The organism is Lacisediminimonas profundi, assembly GCF_008831265.1.
GTDB classification, from domain to species: domain Bacteria; phylum Pseudomonadota; class Gammaproteobacteria; order Burkholderiales; family Burkholderiaceae_D; genus Lacisediminimonas; species Lacisediminimonas profundi.
The window spans coordinates 552,544-570,020 of sequence record NZ_VTTH01000001.1 but is presented as its reverse complement, the minus strand read 5'-3'; the positions used below and the strand labels follow the sequence as shown (position 1 = coordinate 570,020).

At 64.2% G+C, this 17,477-nt stretch carries 8 protein-coding genes; 2 read left to right on the top strand and 6 right to left on the bottom strand.

The genetic code is table 11. The features are described 5' to 3' along the window. Positions 1 to 288: 288 nt before the first annotated feature. Genes FVE66_RS02500 through recC form a run of 5 tightly spaced genes read right to left on the bottom strand, consistent with a single transcriptional unit; the run spans position 289 to position 14,088 of the window. Positions 289 to 3,834, bottom strand: coding sequence for an ATP-binding protein (locus FVE66_RS02500; protein WP_161993164.1), 3,546 nt, complete (start codon positions 3,832 to 3,834; stop codon positions 289 to 291). 10 nt (positions 3,835 to 3,844) lie between these two features. Then, positions 3,845 to 5,104 carry a metallophosphoesterase family protein gene (locus FVE66_RS02495; RefSeq protein ID WP_151445798.1) on the bottom strand — a complete coding sequence of 420 codons (1,260 nt, stop codon included), beginning with the start codon at positions 5,102 to 5,104 and terminating at the stop codon, positions 3,845 to 3,847. 58 nt (positions 5,105 to 5,162) lie between these two features. Then, positions 5,163 to 6,998 carry an exodeoxyribonuclease V subunit alpha gene (gene recD / locus FVE66_RS02490; RefSeq protein ID WP_151445797.1) on the bottom strand — a complete coding sequence of 612 codons (1,836 nt, stop codon included), beginning with the start codon at positions 6,996 to 6,998 and terminating at the stop codon, positions 5,163 to 5,165. Further along, positions 6,995 to 10,666 (bottom strand): exodeoxyribonuclease V subunit beta, encoded by a 3,672-nt coding sequence (recB, locus tag FVE66_RS02485; RefSeq protein WP_151445796.1) that lies wholly within the window; start codon positions 10,664 to 10,666, stop codon positions 6,995 to 6,997. Before recB ends, recD begins: the two co-directional genes overlap by 4 nt. Then, entirely contained in the window at positions 10,663 to 14,088 is a 3,426-nt protein-coding gene (gene recC / locus FVE66_RS02480) for an exodeoxyribonuclease V subunit gamma (protein WP_151445795.1), read from the bottom strand. Before recC ends, recB begins: the two co-directional genes overlap by 4 nt. A gap of 250 nt (positions 14,089 to 14,338) precedes the next feature. Here recC and FVE66_RS02475 point away from each other — a divergent pair, with 250 nt between their 5' ends. Together FVE66_RS02475 and infA are read left to right on the top strand one after the other, a co-directional pair. Next, positions 14,339 to 15,346 (top strand): helix-turn-helix transcriptional regulator, encoded by a 1,008-nt coding sequence (locus FVE66_RS02475; RefSeq protein WP_151445794.1) that lies wholly within the window; start codon positions 14,339 to 14,341, stop codon positions 15,344 to 15,346. A gap of 424 nt (positions 15,347 to 15,770) precedes the next feature. Beyond that, positions 15,771 to 16,034, top strand: coding sequence for a translation initiation factor IF-1 (gene infA / locus FVE66_RS02470; protein ID WP_151445793.1), 264 nt, complete (start codon positions 15,771 to 15,773; stop codon positions 16,032 to 16,034). Between the two features lie 126 nt (positions 16,035 to 16,160). Here the strand turns inward: infA and FVE66_RS02465 are convergent, their stop codons facing one another. After that, complete coding sequence (locus FVE66_RS02465; protein WP_151445792.1) at positions 16,161 to 17,213, bottom strand: AI-2E family transporter; 1,053 nt, start codon at positions 17,211 to 17,213, stop codon at positions 16,161 to 16,163. Between the last annotated feature and the right edge of the window lie 264 nt (positions 17,214 to 17,477).

The window sequence follows — 17,477 nt, the reverse complement described above, 5'->3', positions numbered from 1 at the left end:
CTCATTGCCCACATCCGGATTTATAGCGAGGCCCGACGCACGCCTAGAATGCTCCCTCCCTTTCAAGGGGGAGGGTTGGGGGTGGGGATGGGGTCAACGCAAGGTTAGTGCGGCGTTGATGAGGTGCGCCTGCAAACGCAGATGAACCCTGCAAGGGAGGTGACGCAACGTGATACGGAGTAACTTTTTCAGGAATGGCTGTGGTGGTGACATGCGACGTAGCTTCATCGCCGTAATGACGCTGCTGGACCCCATCCCCACCCAACCCTCCCCTTGAAAGGGAGGGAGCTATATGGTCGCTCGACGGATGATGCCCTCTGCGTCCACCACATTCACCTTCTCACCAAACACCTCCTTCACCATCCCCACCATATGGTCGTGATGACTCAGGAATATCACCTGCGTCTTCACGCTCAACTCGCGCAGCGCTAGCAGCCCTGCCTTGGTCCGTTCGTCATCGAAATTGACGAACAGGTCATCGGCAATGAAGGGCAGCGGTGTCGCCTGTCCCAGGTGCAGTTCCAGTGCAGCCAGCCGCAGCGCCAGGAACAGCTGGTCGCGGGTGCCTTCGCTCATGCCGGGTATGCCGACCAGCTCTCCGGTTTCGCGGCGGGCCGCCAGCGCGTAGGGCTGGGTTTCAAAATCGACCTCCAGCTTCCTGAATCCGCCCAGCGTCAGCCCTCTGAAAATCTCCCCTGCCCGCGCCAGCAGCGGGCCTTGCTTGCGGTCGCGGTAACGGTCGATTGCCCACTTCAGCAACTTGCCGGCGGTGGCCACCTTGATGTAGCGCTCGCAGGCTTGCGCCATCTCTGACAGCGCTTCCTGCCGCCGGGCTTCCGCAGTCGCGGCGTCGGCGCTGCCGGATATGGCTTCCAGCGCCTGCCGGGCGACCAGGTGCTTCTCGTTCAGCGCGGCCTGGGCTTCCCGGCTAAGGCGGGATTCATCCATCACGCTTTGCAGGCGGGAGGGCACCGCAGAGATATCCTGTGCCTGCACTTCACTGGCTATCTGCGCCAGCGGCAATGCGTCGCTGTTGGCGGTCAGCCTGCCTTTGACCGACTCTATCGCGCGATCCAGCTCACGCTTGCGGTCGGATCGCTTGATCATCTGCGCCAGCGCTTCGGTTTCCTTGACGCCGGCCAGTTCGAACATGGGGGCCAGGTTCAGGCGGGCGATGGCGACTTTTTCTTCTGCATCCTTGACTTGCTGTCTTGCCTTGGCCAGCTCTTCGCCGATGCGGGTGGCTTCCTTGCTGGCAGCCTGCTCGGTCTGCAGCCGGGCGTTCAGTTGCTTTGCGATGAGGGATGGGTCCTGTGCCTGCAAATCCGACGCCAGATCGGACGCCAGATCGTGCGCCAGAGCGCTGGCAACGGCGGCAAAACTTGCCAGGTCGGCCCGCATCGGGTCGATGCGCTCCTGGTGAATGGTGCTGGCCTTGTCCAGATTGCCTTTTATCTGGCCGATCAGGGCCACGGCATCATCTACGGTCTTGATCGATTCGCGGAAGCGTTCCAGCTTCACTGTCGCCAGCGCCTTGTCCCAACGCTGGTCCCAGGCTGTCAGTTGGGCGCGGCTGTCGTCGGCCTGGCGTTGCAGATCGAGCAGGTCGGCCTTGCCCTTGTCGATCTGTGCGCTCAATGCATTGCGGCGCAGCCTGGCTTCCTGGGCCGATGTGACATGCTGGCTGGCCTGGGTCAGCAGGTCCAAAACCGAGGCATTGGCGTTGGCGTTGACATTGGCATGGGCGTTGGCATCGGCGGCGCCTTGTGCTGCGGATTTGCGCAGCTCTGCGCGTAGCGCGTCGAATGCTGCGCCGGACAGGCGCTGCTGGTCTGCCAGGTCGGCCTGTTTCGCCTCCAGCATATTTGCTGCATTGAGCGCCACTTCGCGCCGTGCCAGCCAGGACTGGATGTCGTCCAGGCTCATGCCGGCCAGGCCTGCCTGCGCGCACAGGCCAGCCCATTCGTGCTCCAGCCGGGCCAGTGCGGACTCAATGTCGACGATGGCCTTTTGCAGTTGCTGCACCGCCTGCAACTCGCGCTGATGGCGTTGCTGCAGGCTCAGCAGCTCGGCGGATTCGGAAACGGATCCGAGCTGGCTGTCCACCAGTTGGTCCGACAGATGGATGCCTTCGTCCACGGCCGGTGCGCCCGCTTCCAGGCTGATCTGTCCGGACTTCAGGCGCACCCAGGCGTGGTCGCGCTTGCTGCGGGCGTCGCTCACTTCGGCACTGCTTACCAGGTGGCGGGCTTGCCTGAACTGGGTGATTTCCAGTGCGGTGGCCTCGGCGCGGGCTTCGGCGTCGGCCAGGTTCTTGCGGGCATTGCGGATTTCAATCGTGATGTTCTGCCGCTCCGCGCCCAAGCGTGCCACCCGGTCTTCCGCAGGCAGGGGCATGGCGCGCAGCTCGTCTGCGCTTTGTTGCCATTGGCCGAGCGCGCGCAGGCGCAGGTCAAGTTCGGTGGATGCCGATGTCACCGCGTCGTGCAGCTTGCGCAGCCCTGCGTCGACCTGGCGCCAGGTTTGTGCTTCGAGCAGCGCGGCTTCCAGGCCGGGCGCTACCTGCACCGCGTGTATGGCATCAAGCTCGGCCTGCATGCGGTCCAGCTCCAGGCTTTTCTTGTCGGCCGTGCGCCGGGCGGATTCGTCGGCTGCGGCGATCACACCCCTGGTCTTGACCAGATCGCTGACCTGGCTCAGGTCGAGCGTGCCGGGCAGCGCGGCGCGCAGGCCGGGCTCGTCTTGCGGCCAGCCCAGTTGCGCGGCAAGCGCGGCGGCACCGGCCAGCAGGTTCTCGACTTCCTTCTGGCGGGCTGGCAGGTCGCGCTCGTAGTTACTGTACTTCTGGCGCATCTCTTCCAGATCCTGGATCTCGCTGGCTGATTGCAGCAGCCTGGCGTTGATGACGATCTTGTCGAGTTCCTGCTTCAGCGCATCCACTTGATCGCAATGGATTTTCAGCGCCGGTTGGGCGCGCGCCAGTTCGTCTTGCGCGCTGCGCAGCCGGGCGGCGGCGTCTTCCGCAAATTCCAGTACCGGGCCATGCTGTTGCAGGTCGGCTTCCAGATCCGCTTCCAGATTTTTCAGGAATGCCAGGTCGGGGCCGGTGCGGCGTATGCGTTCCAGCTGGCTGCGCTTGATCTCCAGCCTTTCGTAGTTCTGCTTTTCTTCGGCGAGCCTGGCTTCGACCTCTGCCAGCGCCTGCGCCGCGTCGGTCCATTCCTTGGGACGCACCGTCGCTTCTTTCAGTTCCTTGAGCGCCTGCTCGTACAGGTCGGCGGCGGCATAGTACTTGCGGCCGGCGGCCTTGCGCGGGGTCCAGATGGCTTCTGCTTCATCGGCCAGCGCCTGGTGGATGCGGCCCAAAGAGTCGATGCCGGCGGCGGACTGGAACAGTATCTGGCCAAGGTTGCTGGACGCATTCAGGATGTCCTGCCCGCCCTTGATCAGCGACTGGTGGTCCAGTGCAAACATCTGCTCGAAGAAGCTCTTGTCGGCATTGCCCAGCAGTTCCTGCAAGGCGGCGTCCGGCAAGGGCTGGTCGGCACGGTCGCGCAGTGTGCTCTTGTTGGCCTTTGCGCGTTCGAAAGACAACTCGACCTGCTCGTGCCGGGCCACGGCACCCAGCCGCAACTGCGACAACTCATGGCGAAATGCGTGGGTCGAGCGGGCGGGTATGCCGAACAAGAGGTCGGCAATGGCGGCGCGGATGGTCGATTTGCCGGCCTCGTTGGGGCCGACGATGAAATGAAAATCGTGTTCTGCGCCTGGCAATTCAAGCGTCTCGCCGGCGAATTTGCCGTAGCGGATCAGTTCCAGCGTGTTCAGTCTCATTTTTGCAGCCTCATGCTTTTTCTCCTTCGGCCAGGTGGGCCAGCAAGCCCGGAGAAACGTCCTGAACCAGTGCATCGAATTTGCCGTCCTTCAGTGATTGAAGGTCGGGTACTGCGGTGAACAGTTCGTGCGGCAGCTTGGCCAGGAAGGGGGCGAATTCGGCCTGCAGTTGTTGCAGGAAATCCGGATCGGCGCTGGCTTCCTCCAGCAGTTGCTGCATGTCGGCAATCGCGTCCATGCGCTTTTCGATGTCGTCATGGCCGGTGACGGGCGCGGTCTTGACGCTGACCTTTTCCAGCCAGAGCCGTTCGTTGCCGATGCTGGCGATCTGGGCCAGCACTTCCTCGCGCAACTGGGCTTCTGAGCCGAACAGTTCGCCGTGCGCGGCCGACTTGCCGGTGATGCTGACGCGCACTGCATGCGGCTTTTGCGGGCCGGATTCAAGCATCGCTTCCAGCGCGCGGCCGATTGCCTGCGCCACCTCGGCCAGCGTCGCGCACGGCGCGGCGTCTACCGCCACCGTTTGCCAGCGCAGCACATCGACATGGAAGGGTTCGACGTCGATGCTGCCATCTTCGGCGACGGTGACCATTACCGCGCCCTTGGGTCCCTGCTCCCTGATGTTGCGGCCCTGCAGGTTGCCGGGGAATACGATCGTGGATTTGTCCTGCCAGATGGCGTAGTCGTGCACGTGGCCCAGCGCCCAGTAGTCATAGCCCTTGGCGTGCAGTTCGTCGATCGAGCATGGAGCGTAGTTCTGGTGTGCTGCATAGCCGCCGAGCGCGGTGTGCAGCACGCCGATGTTGAAGCAGCCCGGCACCGGTGACGGGTAGCCGGGGACGAGATTGTCGAAGGTGGCCTTGTCCTTGTAGCTGTGGCCGTGCAGGGCGACGTTCAGGTCGCCGATCAGGTGTGTCTGCGGCTTGCGGGTGTCGAACAGGCGCACGTTGTCGGGCATCTGCAGCTTCTTGGTCATCTCGCTTTCGGCATCGTGGTTGCCGAACAGGACGAAGGCGGGGATGCCGGCTTTTTTGAGCAGGCCCATTTGCTTGCAGAAAAAGATCCCGGTGTTGTGGTCGCGCCAGCCGCCGTCGTAGAGGTCGCCGGCGATGACCAGGAAGTCGACTTTCTCTTCGATCGCATGCTCGACCAGGGCTTCGAATGCGCGGCGGGTGGCGTTACGCAGCAATTCGGTGGGCGCGTCCGGGTAGGCACTCAGGCCGTGCAGGGGGCTGTCGAGGTGGACGTCGGCGGCATGGATGAATCGCATCTGGGTTCCTGGGTTTGGTGGCTAGCGGTAGTGCGGTACAGCGGCAAATCAGTTCACGTCATATCCCGGATAGCCGATCAGACAATCCCGTCGCCCTCACCGTCTTCGTCCCGACCGCACTGCCCACTGCTGCCGCTGCGCCAACCACGGTCAATCCTTCCCTGGTCCTGGTCACTGCGGTGTAGAGCAACTCCCTCGTCACCACGCGCGACTCCCTGCCTGGCAGCACCACCATCACATTATTGAACTCCGAGCCTTGCGCGCGGTGTACCGTCATGGCCCACGCGGTTTCGTGTTCCGGCAGCCTTGCAATTCCCACCGGCCGGAAGCCCAGTTCGCGGTCGGGGAACATCACCATCAGTTCGCCCTCGCTGTCGCGCAGGGCAATGCCGATGTCGCCGTTGAACAGCCGCAGCGTGTAGTCGTTGCGGGTCACGATCACCGGCCGGCCTACATACCAGGGCGGTGGCGCATCTGCCGGCAGCAAGTCCTGCAGCCGCGCCGTCAGCGCCTGGTTCATGCCGGCTACGCCGCGCGCGGTATTACGGATCGCGCATAGCACGCGGAACTGGTCGAATGCGGCAGACACCGCCAACGGATCCTGTTCCGATTTCTGCACCGCGCTGACATAGGGCAGGAAGCCTTCCGCTGCCAGGTCGAGCGCGGCCGGCGGCAGTTGGTCGCCTTCATCGGCCAACCAATTGATCTGCGACGGGGTCTGCTGTTGCAGGAATTCGACCGTCTTTGCGGCCTCGCCGGCGACCACCAGCGCGGCCAGTTTGCCGATCGCGGAGTCCTTGCCGAAGCGGTAGTTGCGGGTCAGCCAGACCACTGCATCCCGCACGCCAGGTCCGCGTGCCTGCAATGGCGGCCGCACCAGCGCCGGTGGCGTTCCGGACACCGCGGCCACTGCCTGCACCACGTCATCGCCCAGTTCGGGATTCGCGCTCAGTTCGGAAAACACTGCGCCGGCTTCCACTGCGGCCAACTGGTCCTTGTCTCCCAGCAGGATGATGCGGGCGCTGCGGGGTACGGCGTCGAACAGCCTTGCGGCCAGTGCCAGGTCGAGCATGGAGGCTTCATCCACCACCAGCACGTCGATCGCCAGCGGACGCTGGGCGTCGTGCCGGAACACGCCGGGCGATGGCGTGACGCCAAGCAAGCGGTGCACGGTGAACGATTCCTGCGGAAAGCGCGCGACCAGTTCCGCCGGGATCGATGCGGCGCGGGCGTTCAATGCCTCCAGCATGCGGGCTGCGGCCTTGCCGGTCGGCGCGGCCAGCGCAATGCGGCAAGCCGGATTGTCGGCCAGCAGGCAGGCCAGGATATTGGCGACGGTGGTGGTCTTGCCGGTGCCCGGACCGCCGCTGATGATGGTGACCGGGCGCAGCAAGGCCAGTGCGGCGGCAATTTTTTGCCAGTCGGCTTCGTCACCGATCTGCGCACTTCCGCGGTCGAACAGGCGGTTCAGCAGTTCGCCAGTGGCAGCGGTCGGCGGCTTGGGCGACCAGTCGGCTTCCAGCAAGCGTTTGGCCAGCGATGTCTCGAAGCCGAAGTATTTGTGCAGGTACAGGCGGTCTGCCTGGTCAAGGATCAGCGGGCAGGCGCCGGGCTCGGCCGGGGTGCCAACCACGCCGCTGGCTAGCAGCAGGCGGCGCCATGCCGCGGTGTCCGGCTCGCCCTCTTCCGACGCAATGTCGGCCAGCAGCGCGCACACATGCCCGGTGCTGGTGGCACGGCTGGCGTGCCAGGCGGCGCGATAAAGGGCTTGTGCCGTCTCCTTGGCCAGTGGCTCTGCGCGGGCTTCATGTATTTGCCTGGCCCATGCAGCGACGCGCGCGGCAAAGCCGTTGGCCAGCAGGACGTCGGTGTCGGGCATTTCCATCGTGCTCATGCTGCCTCCCGATCAAGGGTGTTGCCGACCAGGCGCTCGAACGCTTCGATGCATGACCACTGGGGACGGTCGAAATAAATGCCCAGGCTGGCATCGTCGCGCTGCCATGCCGGGCGCACGCCGCGCACGAACAGGTAGAACACGCCACCGAAATGCTGCTCGTAAGAATAGCCGGGCATGCGCAAGCGCAGGTAACGGTCGAGCGCGACGGTATAGAGCAGATACTGCAGGTAGTAGCCATGCTCGGCCATCGCTTCGTGCAGCCGCTCCTGGCGATAGTCTCCGGGCCGGTACCCCAGGTGGTTGGACTTCCAGTCCAGCAGGTAGAACTTGCCGTCGTGCTCGAACACCAGGTCGATGAATCCTTTCAGGAATCCATCGAGCTTGCTGAAGTTGAGCGGCGGCATGGCGTAGCTGAATTCGCGCAGCAGGCCGTTCAGGTCGGCGGCACGCAGGCCATTGGACGGAAAATTGAATTCCATCTCGGTCAGGCGCTTGCGCTTGCCAACCTGCGACAGCTGCACGCCTTGGCCGAGTTCGGTCGCCAGCACATCAGCAAGCAGCTTGTGCAGCATGGTTTGCTGGCGCTCAGGGCTGATCTTGTCGGTCGGCTGCGGGAAGTGGTGCAGCGCCCGCCCTGCTGCATCAGCCCAGCCTCTGCTGTCGGTAAAGTCGGCAAACTCGAATGCGGCATGCATGCATTCGCCGGCGGCGGTGCCGCGCGGGAACAGCAGGATGTCGTCTTCGGCCAGTTCGGCCAGCTCGGCCGACTCTTGCGCTACGGGCCGCAGCGCAGGCGCGGACTGTGCCGCCACATGGGCGTCATGATCGGCGGCTTGCGACTCGCCCAGCGCGCGCGAAAGTCCCGAGAAGCTGCTGGCGCGCCAGTCGTCTTTGAGGAACACGCTGGCGGCGCGGGCATTCAGCGGCTTGTCGCGCAATGTGACGCGGGCGACCGCGTTGGTGTCGACCTGCTCCAGTTCGCGCAGCAGCACATGCGGCGAGCCGGCGGCCCAGGCGTCCCATGACTGTCTTATCTGCTCCGGCGAAACCAGATTGTCGTGCCACGCAGCGGCTGATGTTCCTGAAGCATTCACCAGCCAGTTGAGCATGCCGCGGCAGCTTTCCTTGATGCTGGTTCCTTTGCCGGATCTACGGGAATACGGCCCCGCGATCAGGTAGCAGCGGTGCGACGCGCGCGTCAGCGCCACGTAGTACAGGCGCAGCGTTTCGGCATTGCTTTCGTCGCGCATGGCGACCTTGGCCTTCTTTTCAGATTCCTCGTCGATGCGGAAATCCACCAGCAGTTCGCCATTGTCGTCGTGATACTCCCGACCTTCGATGCCGCCGGCGCTGTGCTGGTAGGCATCCCACATGTAGGGACAGAAAACGATCGGATACTCCAGCCCCTTGGATTTGTGGATGGTCAGGATCTGCACCAGGTCCCGGTCCGATTCCAGCCGCAACTGGCCGGCCTCGTCGCCTCCGGCATCCTGCCGTTGCGTCTGAAGCCAGCGCAGCGCGGACTCGGGCGTCAGCGATTGCTGCTGTATCTGTTGCAGCGATTCGCCCAGGTGGCGCAGGTTGGTCATGCGACGTTCGCCGTCGGGACGGCGCAGCATGCGGCGGCTTACCCCTTCGGCCTCCATGAACTGGCGGAACATCAGGCCCAGGCCGTGGCTGAACCAGGTGTCGCGATACTTTGCGAAGCGTTCGACGTAGCGCATCAGTTGCGTCTCGCTGGCGGCGATCTGGTCGATCTCGGCCGCGGTGCAGCCCAGCAAGGGCGTGGCCAGCGCGGCCAGCACCAGGCCAAGGCGGGTCGGGTCCATGATCGCGCACAGCGCGGCTTCGACGTCGGCGGCGTCGCTGCTCTCGAACACGCTTTGCTGCGAAATTTCTATGCTGCTGACGCCGCGCGCGGACAGTGCGTCGCGGATGCGGGCGGCTTGCGAGTGCGAGCGCACCAGCACGGCAATGTCGCCCGGCGCCAGCGGCCGGCCGTCCAGCACGATCTCGCCTGCCGCGCCGCGGCTGACCAGGCGCGCAATCTCGCTGGCGGTGGCAGCGGTGGCGCGGTCGCGCACCGCCGCACGGTCGAGGATGCGGCCGTCTTCATGCGGCAGCATCCATACCTGCAGGTCGGCGGCCGGGCTGCTGGGGTCGGCAAATGCCATCCGCTTTTTTTCGCCGAAGCGAACCGGGTAATACTCGAGCCCGGGCAGCATGAAGGCATTCGGGTTGCTTGTGAACAGGCTGTTCAACGCTGCGATCAGGCCTTCGGAAGAACGCTGGTTGCTGGCCAGCGTATAGGTCGCCTGGACTGCGTGCTTTGCCTGCAGGTAGGTATGCAGGTCGGCATTGCGGAAACTGTAGATTGCTTGCTTGGGATCGCCGACCAGGAACAGGGAGGCGTCGTCGCTGCTGTAGACCTGGCTGAAGATGTCGAACTGCAGCGGGTCGGTGTCCTGGAATTCATCGATCAGGGCAACCGGGTAGCGCTTCTGCAGCGAAGCGGCCAGCCACGGCGAGCTGCCGTCGGTCAGCGCGCTGTGCAGGTTCACCAGCAAATCGTCGTAGGACACCATGCGCTTGGCGCGCTTGGAATCGCGCAGCGCTTCAGTGCCCTGCTCCAGCAAGGCGCGGATCAGTTGCATGCGCTCGGCGTGGAGCGCGGTCTTGACCTCGCTGACCAGGTCGGGCAGTTCGACGGTCAGCGCTTCCATCTGGTCAAAGAAGGGATGGACCGGGGCCGTCTTGCCGGACCTGACCGCGTCTTCCAGTTTCGATGTGCTCAGCCGCTTCATCCCGCTGGTGATTTTTTCGGGCCGGGTGGCTGCGGAGAAATACTTGTCGCATTCGGCGTAGGCTCCCGCCAGCTTTTCTTCATTGTGCGAGGCCTTCAGGCCGGCGCCGGCCAGCAGGTCCTGGATTGCGGCGGCGTCGGTGGTCCAGGTTTCTTTTGCGGCAGCAAAAATGTCGTTGATGCGCGCCTGTGCCGCTTCGATGTCCATGCTCTGCGCAGCAGGCCACATGATGCGGGACTTGGGCTTGCCCACATGCCGCTTGAGCAGCTTCTGGAATTTTTCCGGGTTGTCCTTGCGCTCCAGCAGGTAGCGCGCGAAGGTAGGGCTCAGTCCGCCCTGGCTCATGTTGCGGCGCCAGAAGTCGTTGACTGCCTCGCCCAGTTCCTGGCTGTCGTCCTGCGTGATCTCGGTGGTGAACGGCATGCCGGCCGCGAATGGCGATTCCGCCAACGCGCGCTGGCAAAACGAGTGGATGGTGCAGATGGCGGCTTCGTCAAACGACTGCAGGGCCAGGTCGAGCAGCGTGATCATGTCCGGTAGTGTCCGGCCTTTTTCTTCACCTTGCCCTGCGGTCAGCATCTGCGCCAGGCCGGTCAGGAAGCCGTCTTCCACCACGCCGCCCTGGCGCAGGCAATCCAGCATTTCAACAATGCGGGTGCGAATGCGCTCGCGCAGTTCTGCGGTCGCCGCCTTGGTGAAAGTCACGACCAGGATATCTTCCACCCGCAGCCCTTTTTCCAGCAGCAGGCGCAGGTACAGGCCGGAGATGTTCCAGGTCTTGCCGGTGCCGGCCGAGGCTTCGATCAGCGTGCGCGTGTCGAGCGAGCACTGCAACAGATTGAATTGTTCCGGGGTGCTCATAGCGGATCCGAATCGAGGTGGCGCTTCATGGTGACGAGGACGGTTTCGGACAGTTCAGCGAATTCGCCGTCGAGCGGATCGGGCAGGCCGCGCAGTGCAAGCTGATAGGCGGCATCGTCGCCCTCGCCGGCGAACATGCCGCCGGTCCACTTACTGCGCGCTGCGTTCGGATTGTCTTTCTTGATGCTTTCCCAGGCCGATTTCGGGAAGAAGTGCAGCGGCTGCGACAGGCCGCGCCGGTACAGGGCGATCAGCTGCTGCAACAGGGCTGCGGGGTCCTCGACCGGATTGAATCCGAAGCGTCCGTTGCGGGCCAGCCATTCGGTCTTGTGGGGCTGGCCTTGGCAAGCGTTCAGGAACAGGTGGGAAATCCACGCCGTCAGGTAATCGGCCACGGTGGCATCGGCATAACGGTAGCGCAGCAGGCCGTCGGCGCGCACGTCGGCCAGCGCGCCTTCGAGCAGCCACTGCTCGCCTTCGATGGTGAAAGCGATGGTGCTGGAAACGGGAGGCAGCAGCGGCGCACCCATCATCGCTTGCAGGTCCTGGGCGAAGCCGGACATCGAATCCAGTTCCGAATCCATCAGCAGCGCGCCTAGCGGGCCGGCGGGATATTCAAGGCCGGCGACGGCCAGCTCCCGGATTTGTTGCGGCTGCATGCCGGCGAGCATGTGCGGCAGCAGCCGCTGGGCCAGGCGGATCGCGGACAGATGGTCTGGCAGGAAGGCTTCGTCGTCGTCGATGCCAGCCGCATCCTCGGGCAATGTCAGCCGCATGCGCCGCCGCAGCAGGTACTTGCAGGGGTTCTTGAAAAACTCGATCAGCTGCGCGGGCGATACCCGGCGCCACTCGTCGCCCGGTGCTGGCAGGCTGTGCTCGAAAAATGCCGGCAGCTGTTGCGCCACTTGCTCATCGTCGTCGCTTTCGGCAACGTCACCGGGTTCGGCGGCTTCGGCTGCATCGGCTGCTTCGGCTGCACGGGCTGCATCAGCCACCAGTGCCGTCGCTTGCCCGCTTGCGGCCGGCTCCTGGCTGGCGCGTCGCTCTTTCAGCGCATCGCAGTACTCGGCATGGAAGCTGAACAGCCGCGGGTCGCCCTGGCCATCGAAGTAGGCTTCGGAAAACGGTTGCAGCGGGTGTTCAAGGACCAATGCAGCGCGCGCGGCGGCGCGGCTGGCACGGTCATCCGGATCGTCGGCCGTGGCTTCGGCAAGATAGTCGAGCAGGTCGGATACCAGCACCGACGGCGGCAGCGGCGTGTTGTCGCGCACGCTGCGGCCGGTGTAGCTGATGTACAGCGTCTTCCTGGCAGCCAGCATCAGGTCCAGGAAAAGATTGCGTTCCTCCACGCGCTTGTCGCGGTCTCCGGCCTTTTGCATCAGCCGCATCAGGTCGAATTCGGCCGGCCGGTTCACGCCCGGGAAGGCGCCGTCGCACATGCCGAGCATGCACACCGTGTCATACGGAAGATTGCGCAAGCTGGGCAGCGCGCTGAACGTGACCGAGCCGGTCGGTGAGCCGCCGCGGGTCGGTTCGTCCAGCGCGTCCTTCAGCGCGGAACGGACCACGGCAAAAGGCAGCGTGGTCGTGCCGCCGGCGCTCATGTTGGCGGTGAGCGCAGCGATGGCGGCGCGGGTGCCGGCCAGGTCGCCCAGCTGCTCGGGGGCGACGTCGAGGAAGTCGTCGGCAATGTCGAGCAGGATGCTGCGCCACTGTTCCGGACTGGCGGGCTGGGCCAGGCGCTCTTCCATCGCGGCGAGCTTGCGCAGGAACCAGTCGAAACTGGCCAGGATGCGGCTGTCGTCGCCTTCCACATTGCACGGCGCGAGCAGGCCCGCGAACGGCTCTTCCGCTGAGGGCGGCAAGGCATAGCCCAGATACAGGCGCGCCAGGCCTTCGCGGAAGGTATGGCGGTCGGATGGCGGCGCATTGAAGTCCGCGCGCTGCCCGGCGTCCAGCCCCCAGTGCGTCTGCGTGGCCGGCAGCCAGCCAAGGATGACGTCGAGTCCGGACGGCGTGATGCCGGCGCGGGCGCCGATCAAGGAGTTCTGCAGCAGTCCGAACACTGCGCTGGCGTAGTAGCGCGAACCGGCGATCGAAATCAGTTCCAGCAATGCGCCGGCCACCGGATTGGCGCTGCTGGCCGGACGTCCGGTGATGCGGTAGGGAATGCGCCGCGCTCCGGTAGCGCTGCCGAACACCGCATCGATCAACGGTGCCGCCTGTTCCAGGTCGGGGACGACCACCAGCACCTGCGATGGCGATGGTGCGTTTGCCCCGCCCGCGCCATCCTCGCCATCTTCTTGATTGAAGCGCGCAAGCAATCGGTCCTGCAGCACTTCCAGTTCACGCGACAGCGTGTGACAGGCGTGGAATTCGATACTGCCGTCCCATTCCATGCCGGCAGCAGAGCCCGGCTCGATCTCGCGCATGTCGAACACCGCGGCCTGCAACTGGCCGAGCAGCGTGACCTCGTCGGGCGGAACGAACAGGGCCTCATCGGTGCCCGGCGCCGGATCCTGCAGCAACAGTTCGAGGAAGGTCTTGCTTTGCTTTCCCCACATTGCCAGCAAGCGGTTGCCGACTTCGAGATGCTGGTCCTTGCCCTTGGCAGCCAGGTAGCTGAGCCGCTTCGGATCGACGATATCGAACCAGTATTCCTGGCAGGGATTGATCAGATAGAGATGGATGTCGACGTGGGCCGACAGCCGTTCCAGCATGCGCAGGTAGATCGGCGGAATGGCCGGCAGCGCAAAGACGTGGATTTCCGCCGGCATGCCGAGCGCTTCCAGCGCTGGCTGGTCATAGCGTTTCAGCAGCTCAAGGAACTCGACGAAGGGGTGCCGGCCCGGGAGATTCATGCCGGCGGCGATGCGCTGCCAGAGCGCCATCTGCCAGCGCTGGTCCTCCCTGGCTTCGTCTGCATCCTCACCCTTCCCGCCCTCCCCGCCCTCCCCCAGGCTGACGGTACGGCCGCCCATCCAGGCTTCCATCCATTCCGTGCGGTAGGTCATGTACTTGTCGAACAGCGCCGCGACCCGCTGGCACAGGTCGTAGCGCATGGCCGGGTCGGCCTTTTCCAGCCACGAGGACAGGCGCGGATGGGCCGCCACGAAGGACTCGTCTTCCAGCGTTGCATGGATGCGCCAGACCATCGCCTCCGCCGCCAGCGGCGACTCCTCGCTGACCGGCGTCAGCCGCGCCACCTGGGTCCACAGCCACTGGGCCAGAAAAGAAAACTCGACGTTGGCGCAGATCCCCATGTGCGCTGCGATCTGGTTCTGCAGCAGCGTGCGCATGGCGATGCTGGGCACCACGATCTGCCAGGAAGCAAAAGGGCCGGCGCTGTCGGCGGTTCGCAGCCGGGCGACCAGCAGGGCCAGCAGGGCTTCGGTGCGGTTCGAACTGACTATATTGAGCATTCGGTTTGGCGGCGCTGGGTTCTGATGGTGGCGGTGGGTCGGCGGTGGACTGGCGATGCTGCAGTATTGCCCGATGCTGCGACGAGCCGTGTCGCAACGAGATCCCGTTGCGAGCACAGGAGCACGCAACGGAATCGACAGCCCAAGCTTGCCATGATACGGTAAGCACCATATCGATCGGGCACGCGCAGCGCTGAAAATTTTCCTGCGCCAGTACCCGTCACAAGAATAATGACAGAGGGGAGTGGCATTGGCAGACGCACTGATGCGGCAGATAGAAATGCTTCGCCACGTGCCGCGGCAAGGAAAAATCTCGCCGCAGCAGTTGCACCGCCGCCTGGCGGATCTGGGCTACGACACCACCGAACGCACCGTGCAAAGGGACCTGCAGGCGCTGTCGGCCATGGTTCCCATCCTGTGCGACGACGAGAGCAAGCCGCACGGCTGGTACTGGAGCAAGACCGCGCCGGTCTGGAACCTGCCGGGGCTGAGCCTGTCGGAGGCATTCGCCTTCCAGTTGCTGGAAAAATTCAGTTCCAACCTGCTGCCCAGCGGGATCGGGGAACAACTGCAGCCTTACTTCATCGCCGCCCGCGAGCAGGTCAATCGCGAAGTGGGCCCCTCGCTGGCGCGCAACTGGTTGCGCAAGGTGCGCTGCGTGGAGCCGGGCCAGCCCTTGCTGCCGGCTTCCGCCTCCGCCGAGGTGCTGCGCGAGGTCCATGCGGCCCTGATGCAGAACCGCTGCCTGCAGATTCGCTACCGCTCGCCGGAGGCGGATGAGCGGACCGTTCATCCGCTGGGGCTGGTGCAGCACGGGCAGATTTTCTACGCCGTGGTCAACTATGACGGCTATCCCGACATTCGCTTGATTGCGCTGCACCGGATCCGCAAGGCCAAGGTGCTGGAACAGGAAGTCGTGACGCCGCCGGGCTTTGACCTGGACCATTACATTGCCCAGGGCGGGCTGGGCTTCGGCGAATACGGCAAGGCCGTCAAGCTGACGATCCGGATGTCGAACTACGCCGGCGAGCATCTGAAGGAAACAAAACTGAGCGAAGACCAGGTCATCACCGACACCGGCCCCGGCGAAGTGCGGGTGGTGGCAAGCGTGCAACTGACGCGCCGGCTGCGCTGGTGGCTGCTGGCCTTTGGTCCCGACGTCGAAGTGGTAGCGCCGGCGAAACTGCGCGACGAAATGCGCAAGCAGCTTTGCGCAGCGCTGGAACGCTACGAAGGCCCAACCGGAGTCAGGTCTTGACCTATCCCGCACAAGTAGCCAGAACACGCGGTTAAATCGAGTCTGACCCCAAAAAAACTCGCGGTTAAATCGAGTCTGCCCCCTTATATTTGTCGAGTCTGACCCCATCTTGATTCGTGTAGGGGGCTGGTCTTGACTTTTCGCGCACAGGTAGCCGAAACGCGTGGTTAAATCGAGTCTGACCCCATATATCAGCACTACCTGCAGCGAGAAGGTATAATGCCGGCTGTCGGCGAACTCCCATCTCGTCGCCGGGCGCAACAGCGCCCATCACGACTCTCTCTGCTCGCCAGTCAGCGGCGCTTCGCAGAGCCTACTCACTGCTGCCGCTGCAGCAATTGCTTGCACTGTTCCGGTTTTCCGGAATCCGATTGCATCTGCCCGTGCCGGGCGCGATCCGCGCGGCGCCAAAACTGGAGAATACATGTCGAAAGAAGAACTGATTGAAATGGGTGGCCTGGTCACCGAGATACTGCCGGACTCGCGTTTTCGCGTCAGCCTGGAAAACGGGCACGTCCTGATCGCTTACACCGCCGGAAAGATGCGCCGTCATAACATCCGCATCCTGGCTGGCGATCGCGTGTCGCTGGAATTGTCGCCTTACGATTTGACCAAGGGCCGGATCACTTTCCGCCATCTGGACAGCAAGGGTCCATCGACTGGCGGAGTCCGTCGCCGTCGTTTCTGACCTGAGGAAATTGCTCGCCAGGCAGGCTGTGCAGACAGCCTGCCCAGAGTTGGCAACAGAATGCCCCGTGCGAACGGGGCATTTTTTTTGCTTGGGCGGAAACCTCCCTCAAGCCACCGGCACCGGTCAGCTGCGGCGCGTCAGCGACTCGTCGAGGTAACCCAGCAGCGCGATGATGACGGTCAGCACCACCGGGCCGATGATCACGCCGACCATGCCGAACGCGGAGATGCCGCCGACGACGCCGACAAACACGGCCAGCGTCGATACCGGCGCCTGGCTTGCCACCAGCAAGGGCCGCATCACGTTGTCGATGACCGAAACGCCAGTGCCCCAAGCCAGCATGAACAAGGCCCAGCCCCATTCCGATGTGAAGGCCAGGTAAATGGTGGCCGGTAACCAGACGATGGCCGCTCCGCCCATCGGCAGCAGCGCCAGCGCGGCAGCCAGCACACCGAACAGGACGGCCGAAGGTACCCCGGCTATCTGGAAGCCGATCCCGACCAGCGCTCCCTGGGCGAGGGCGGTCAGGATCTCGCCGAACACGACGGCGCGGGTGGTGCCGGCAATCAGCTTGAGCAACTCATTCTTGCGCTCTCGATCCATCGGTACCAGGCGCACGCCGCGGTCGAGCATGTCCTGGCCGTCGCGCAGCAGGAAGAACAGCAGGAACAGCATCAGGAAGAAGTGGATCACCGTATCCAGCGCTCCCAGGACGAAGTCGCCGCCCTTGGTCGCCAGCGACTGCATCAGCTTCTCGGCGCCGGTGACCATCCAGCCTTCGATCTGTTCGGTGGTGGCGGCGATGTTATGGCGCAGCCATCTGGAGAGGCTGCCGAGTATGGGGTTCTCCTCCAGTTTCTCGAGCAGGCTGGTGTTCAGGCTCGGCGGATTCTTTTGCAGGCGCGCGGCCACATCAGCGACCTGCCTGGCAAATACTGCGCCCAGCCCGAGCAGCGGCCCGGCCAGCAGGACTGGCACGAGCGCGGTGAGGATGCCGGCCGAGGCGTTGGCGCGCCCGTTCAGCTTGCGCGTCAGCCTGCGATGCAATGGGGCGAGCAGGAAGGCCAGGCTGATGCCCCACGCCAGCGGGCCCCAGAACGGCGTCAATATGCCGTACAGGGCAAATCCGCACAGTGCAGCGACGGCGATCACGAAGGTCTTCGTGTAGAGGGTCAAGTTTGCTCCTTGGGCGAATCGGGTACGGGTGCCATGGCATTGCGCGGCGGCCGGGTTCGGCTCAGGGTCGGCTCAAGCGCAGGTCGACGGTTCGGGCTCGACAAGGGCGCCGATGGCGGGCCTGAATGGCGCCATTATGAAGCATTGCCGCGCCCCTCCCGGTCCTGCTGCGCATGCTGTCTTGCACGCACACAAGCGAAATGTGGAAATATCATGTTTGCAAGCTCGCCTCGGCTCCGCTTGCCACCAGTAATTGCCAGAAAG

Coding starts and splice junctions, on each gene's coding strand:
- FVE66_RS02500 (WP_161993164.1), bottom strand. CDS start 3,834: ATGAGACTGAACACGCTGGAACTGATCCGCTACGGCAAATTCGCCGGC.
- FVE66_RS02495 (WP_151445798.1), bottom strand. CDS start 5,104: ATGCGATTCATCCATGCCGCCGACGTCCACCTCGACAGCCCCCTGCAC.
- recD (WP_151445797.1), bottom strand. CDS start 6,998: ATGAGCACGATGGAAATGCCCGACACCGACGTCCTGCTGGCCAACGGC.
- recB (WP_151445796.1), bottom strand. CDS start 10,666: ATGAGCACCCCGGAACAATTCAATCTGTTGCAGTGCTCGCTCGACACG.
- recC (WP_151445795.1), bottom strand. CDS start 14,088: ATGCTCAATATAGTCAGTTCGAACCGCACCGAAGCCCTGCTGGCCCTG.
- infA (WP_151445793.1), top strand. CDS start 15,771: ATGTCGAAAGAAGAACTGATTGAAATGGGTGGCCTGGTCACCGAGATA.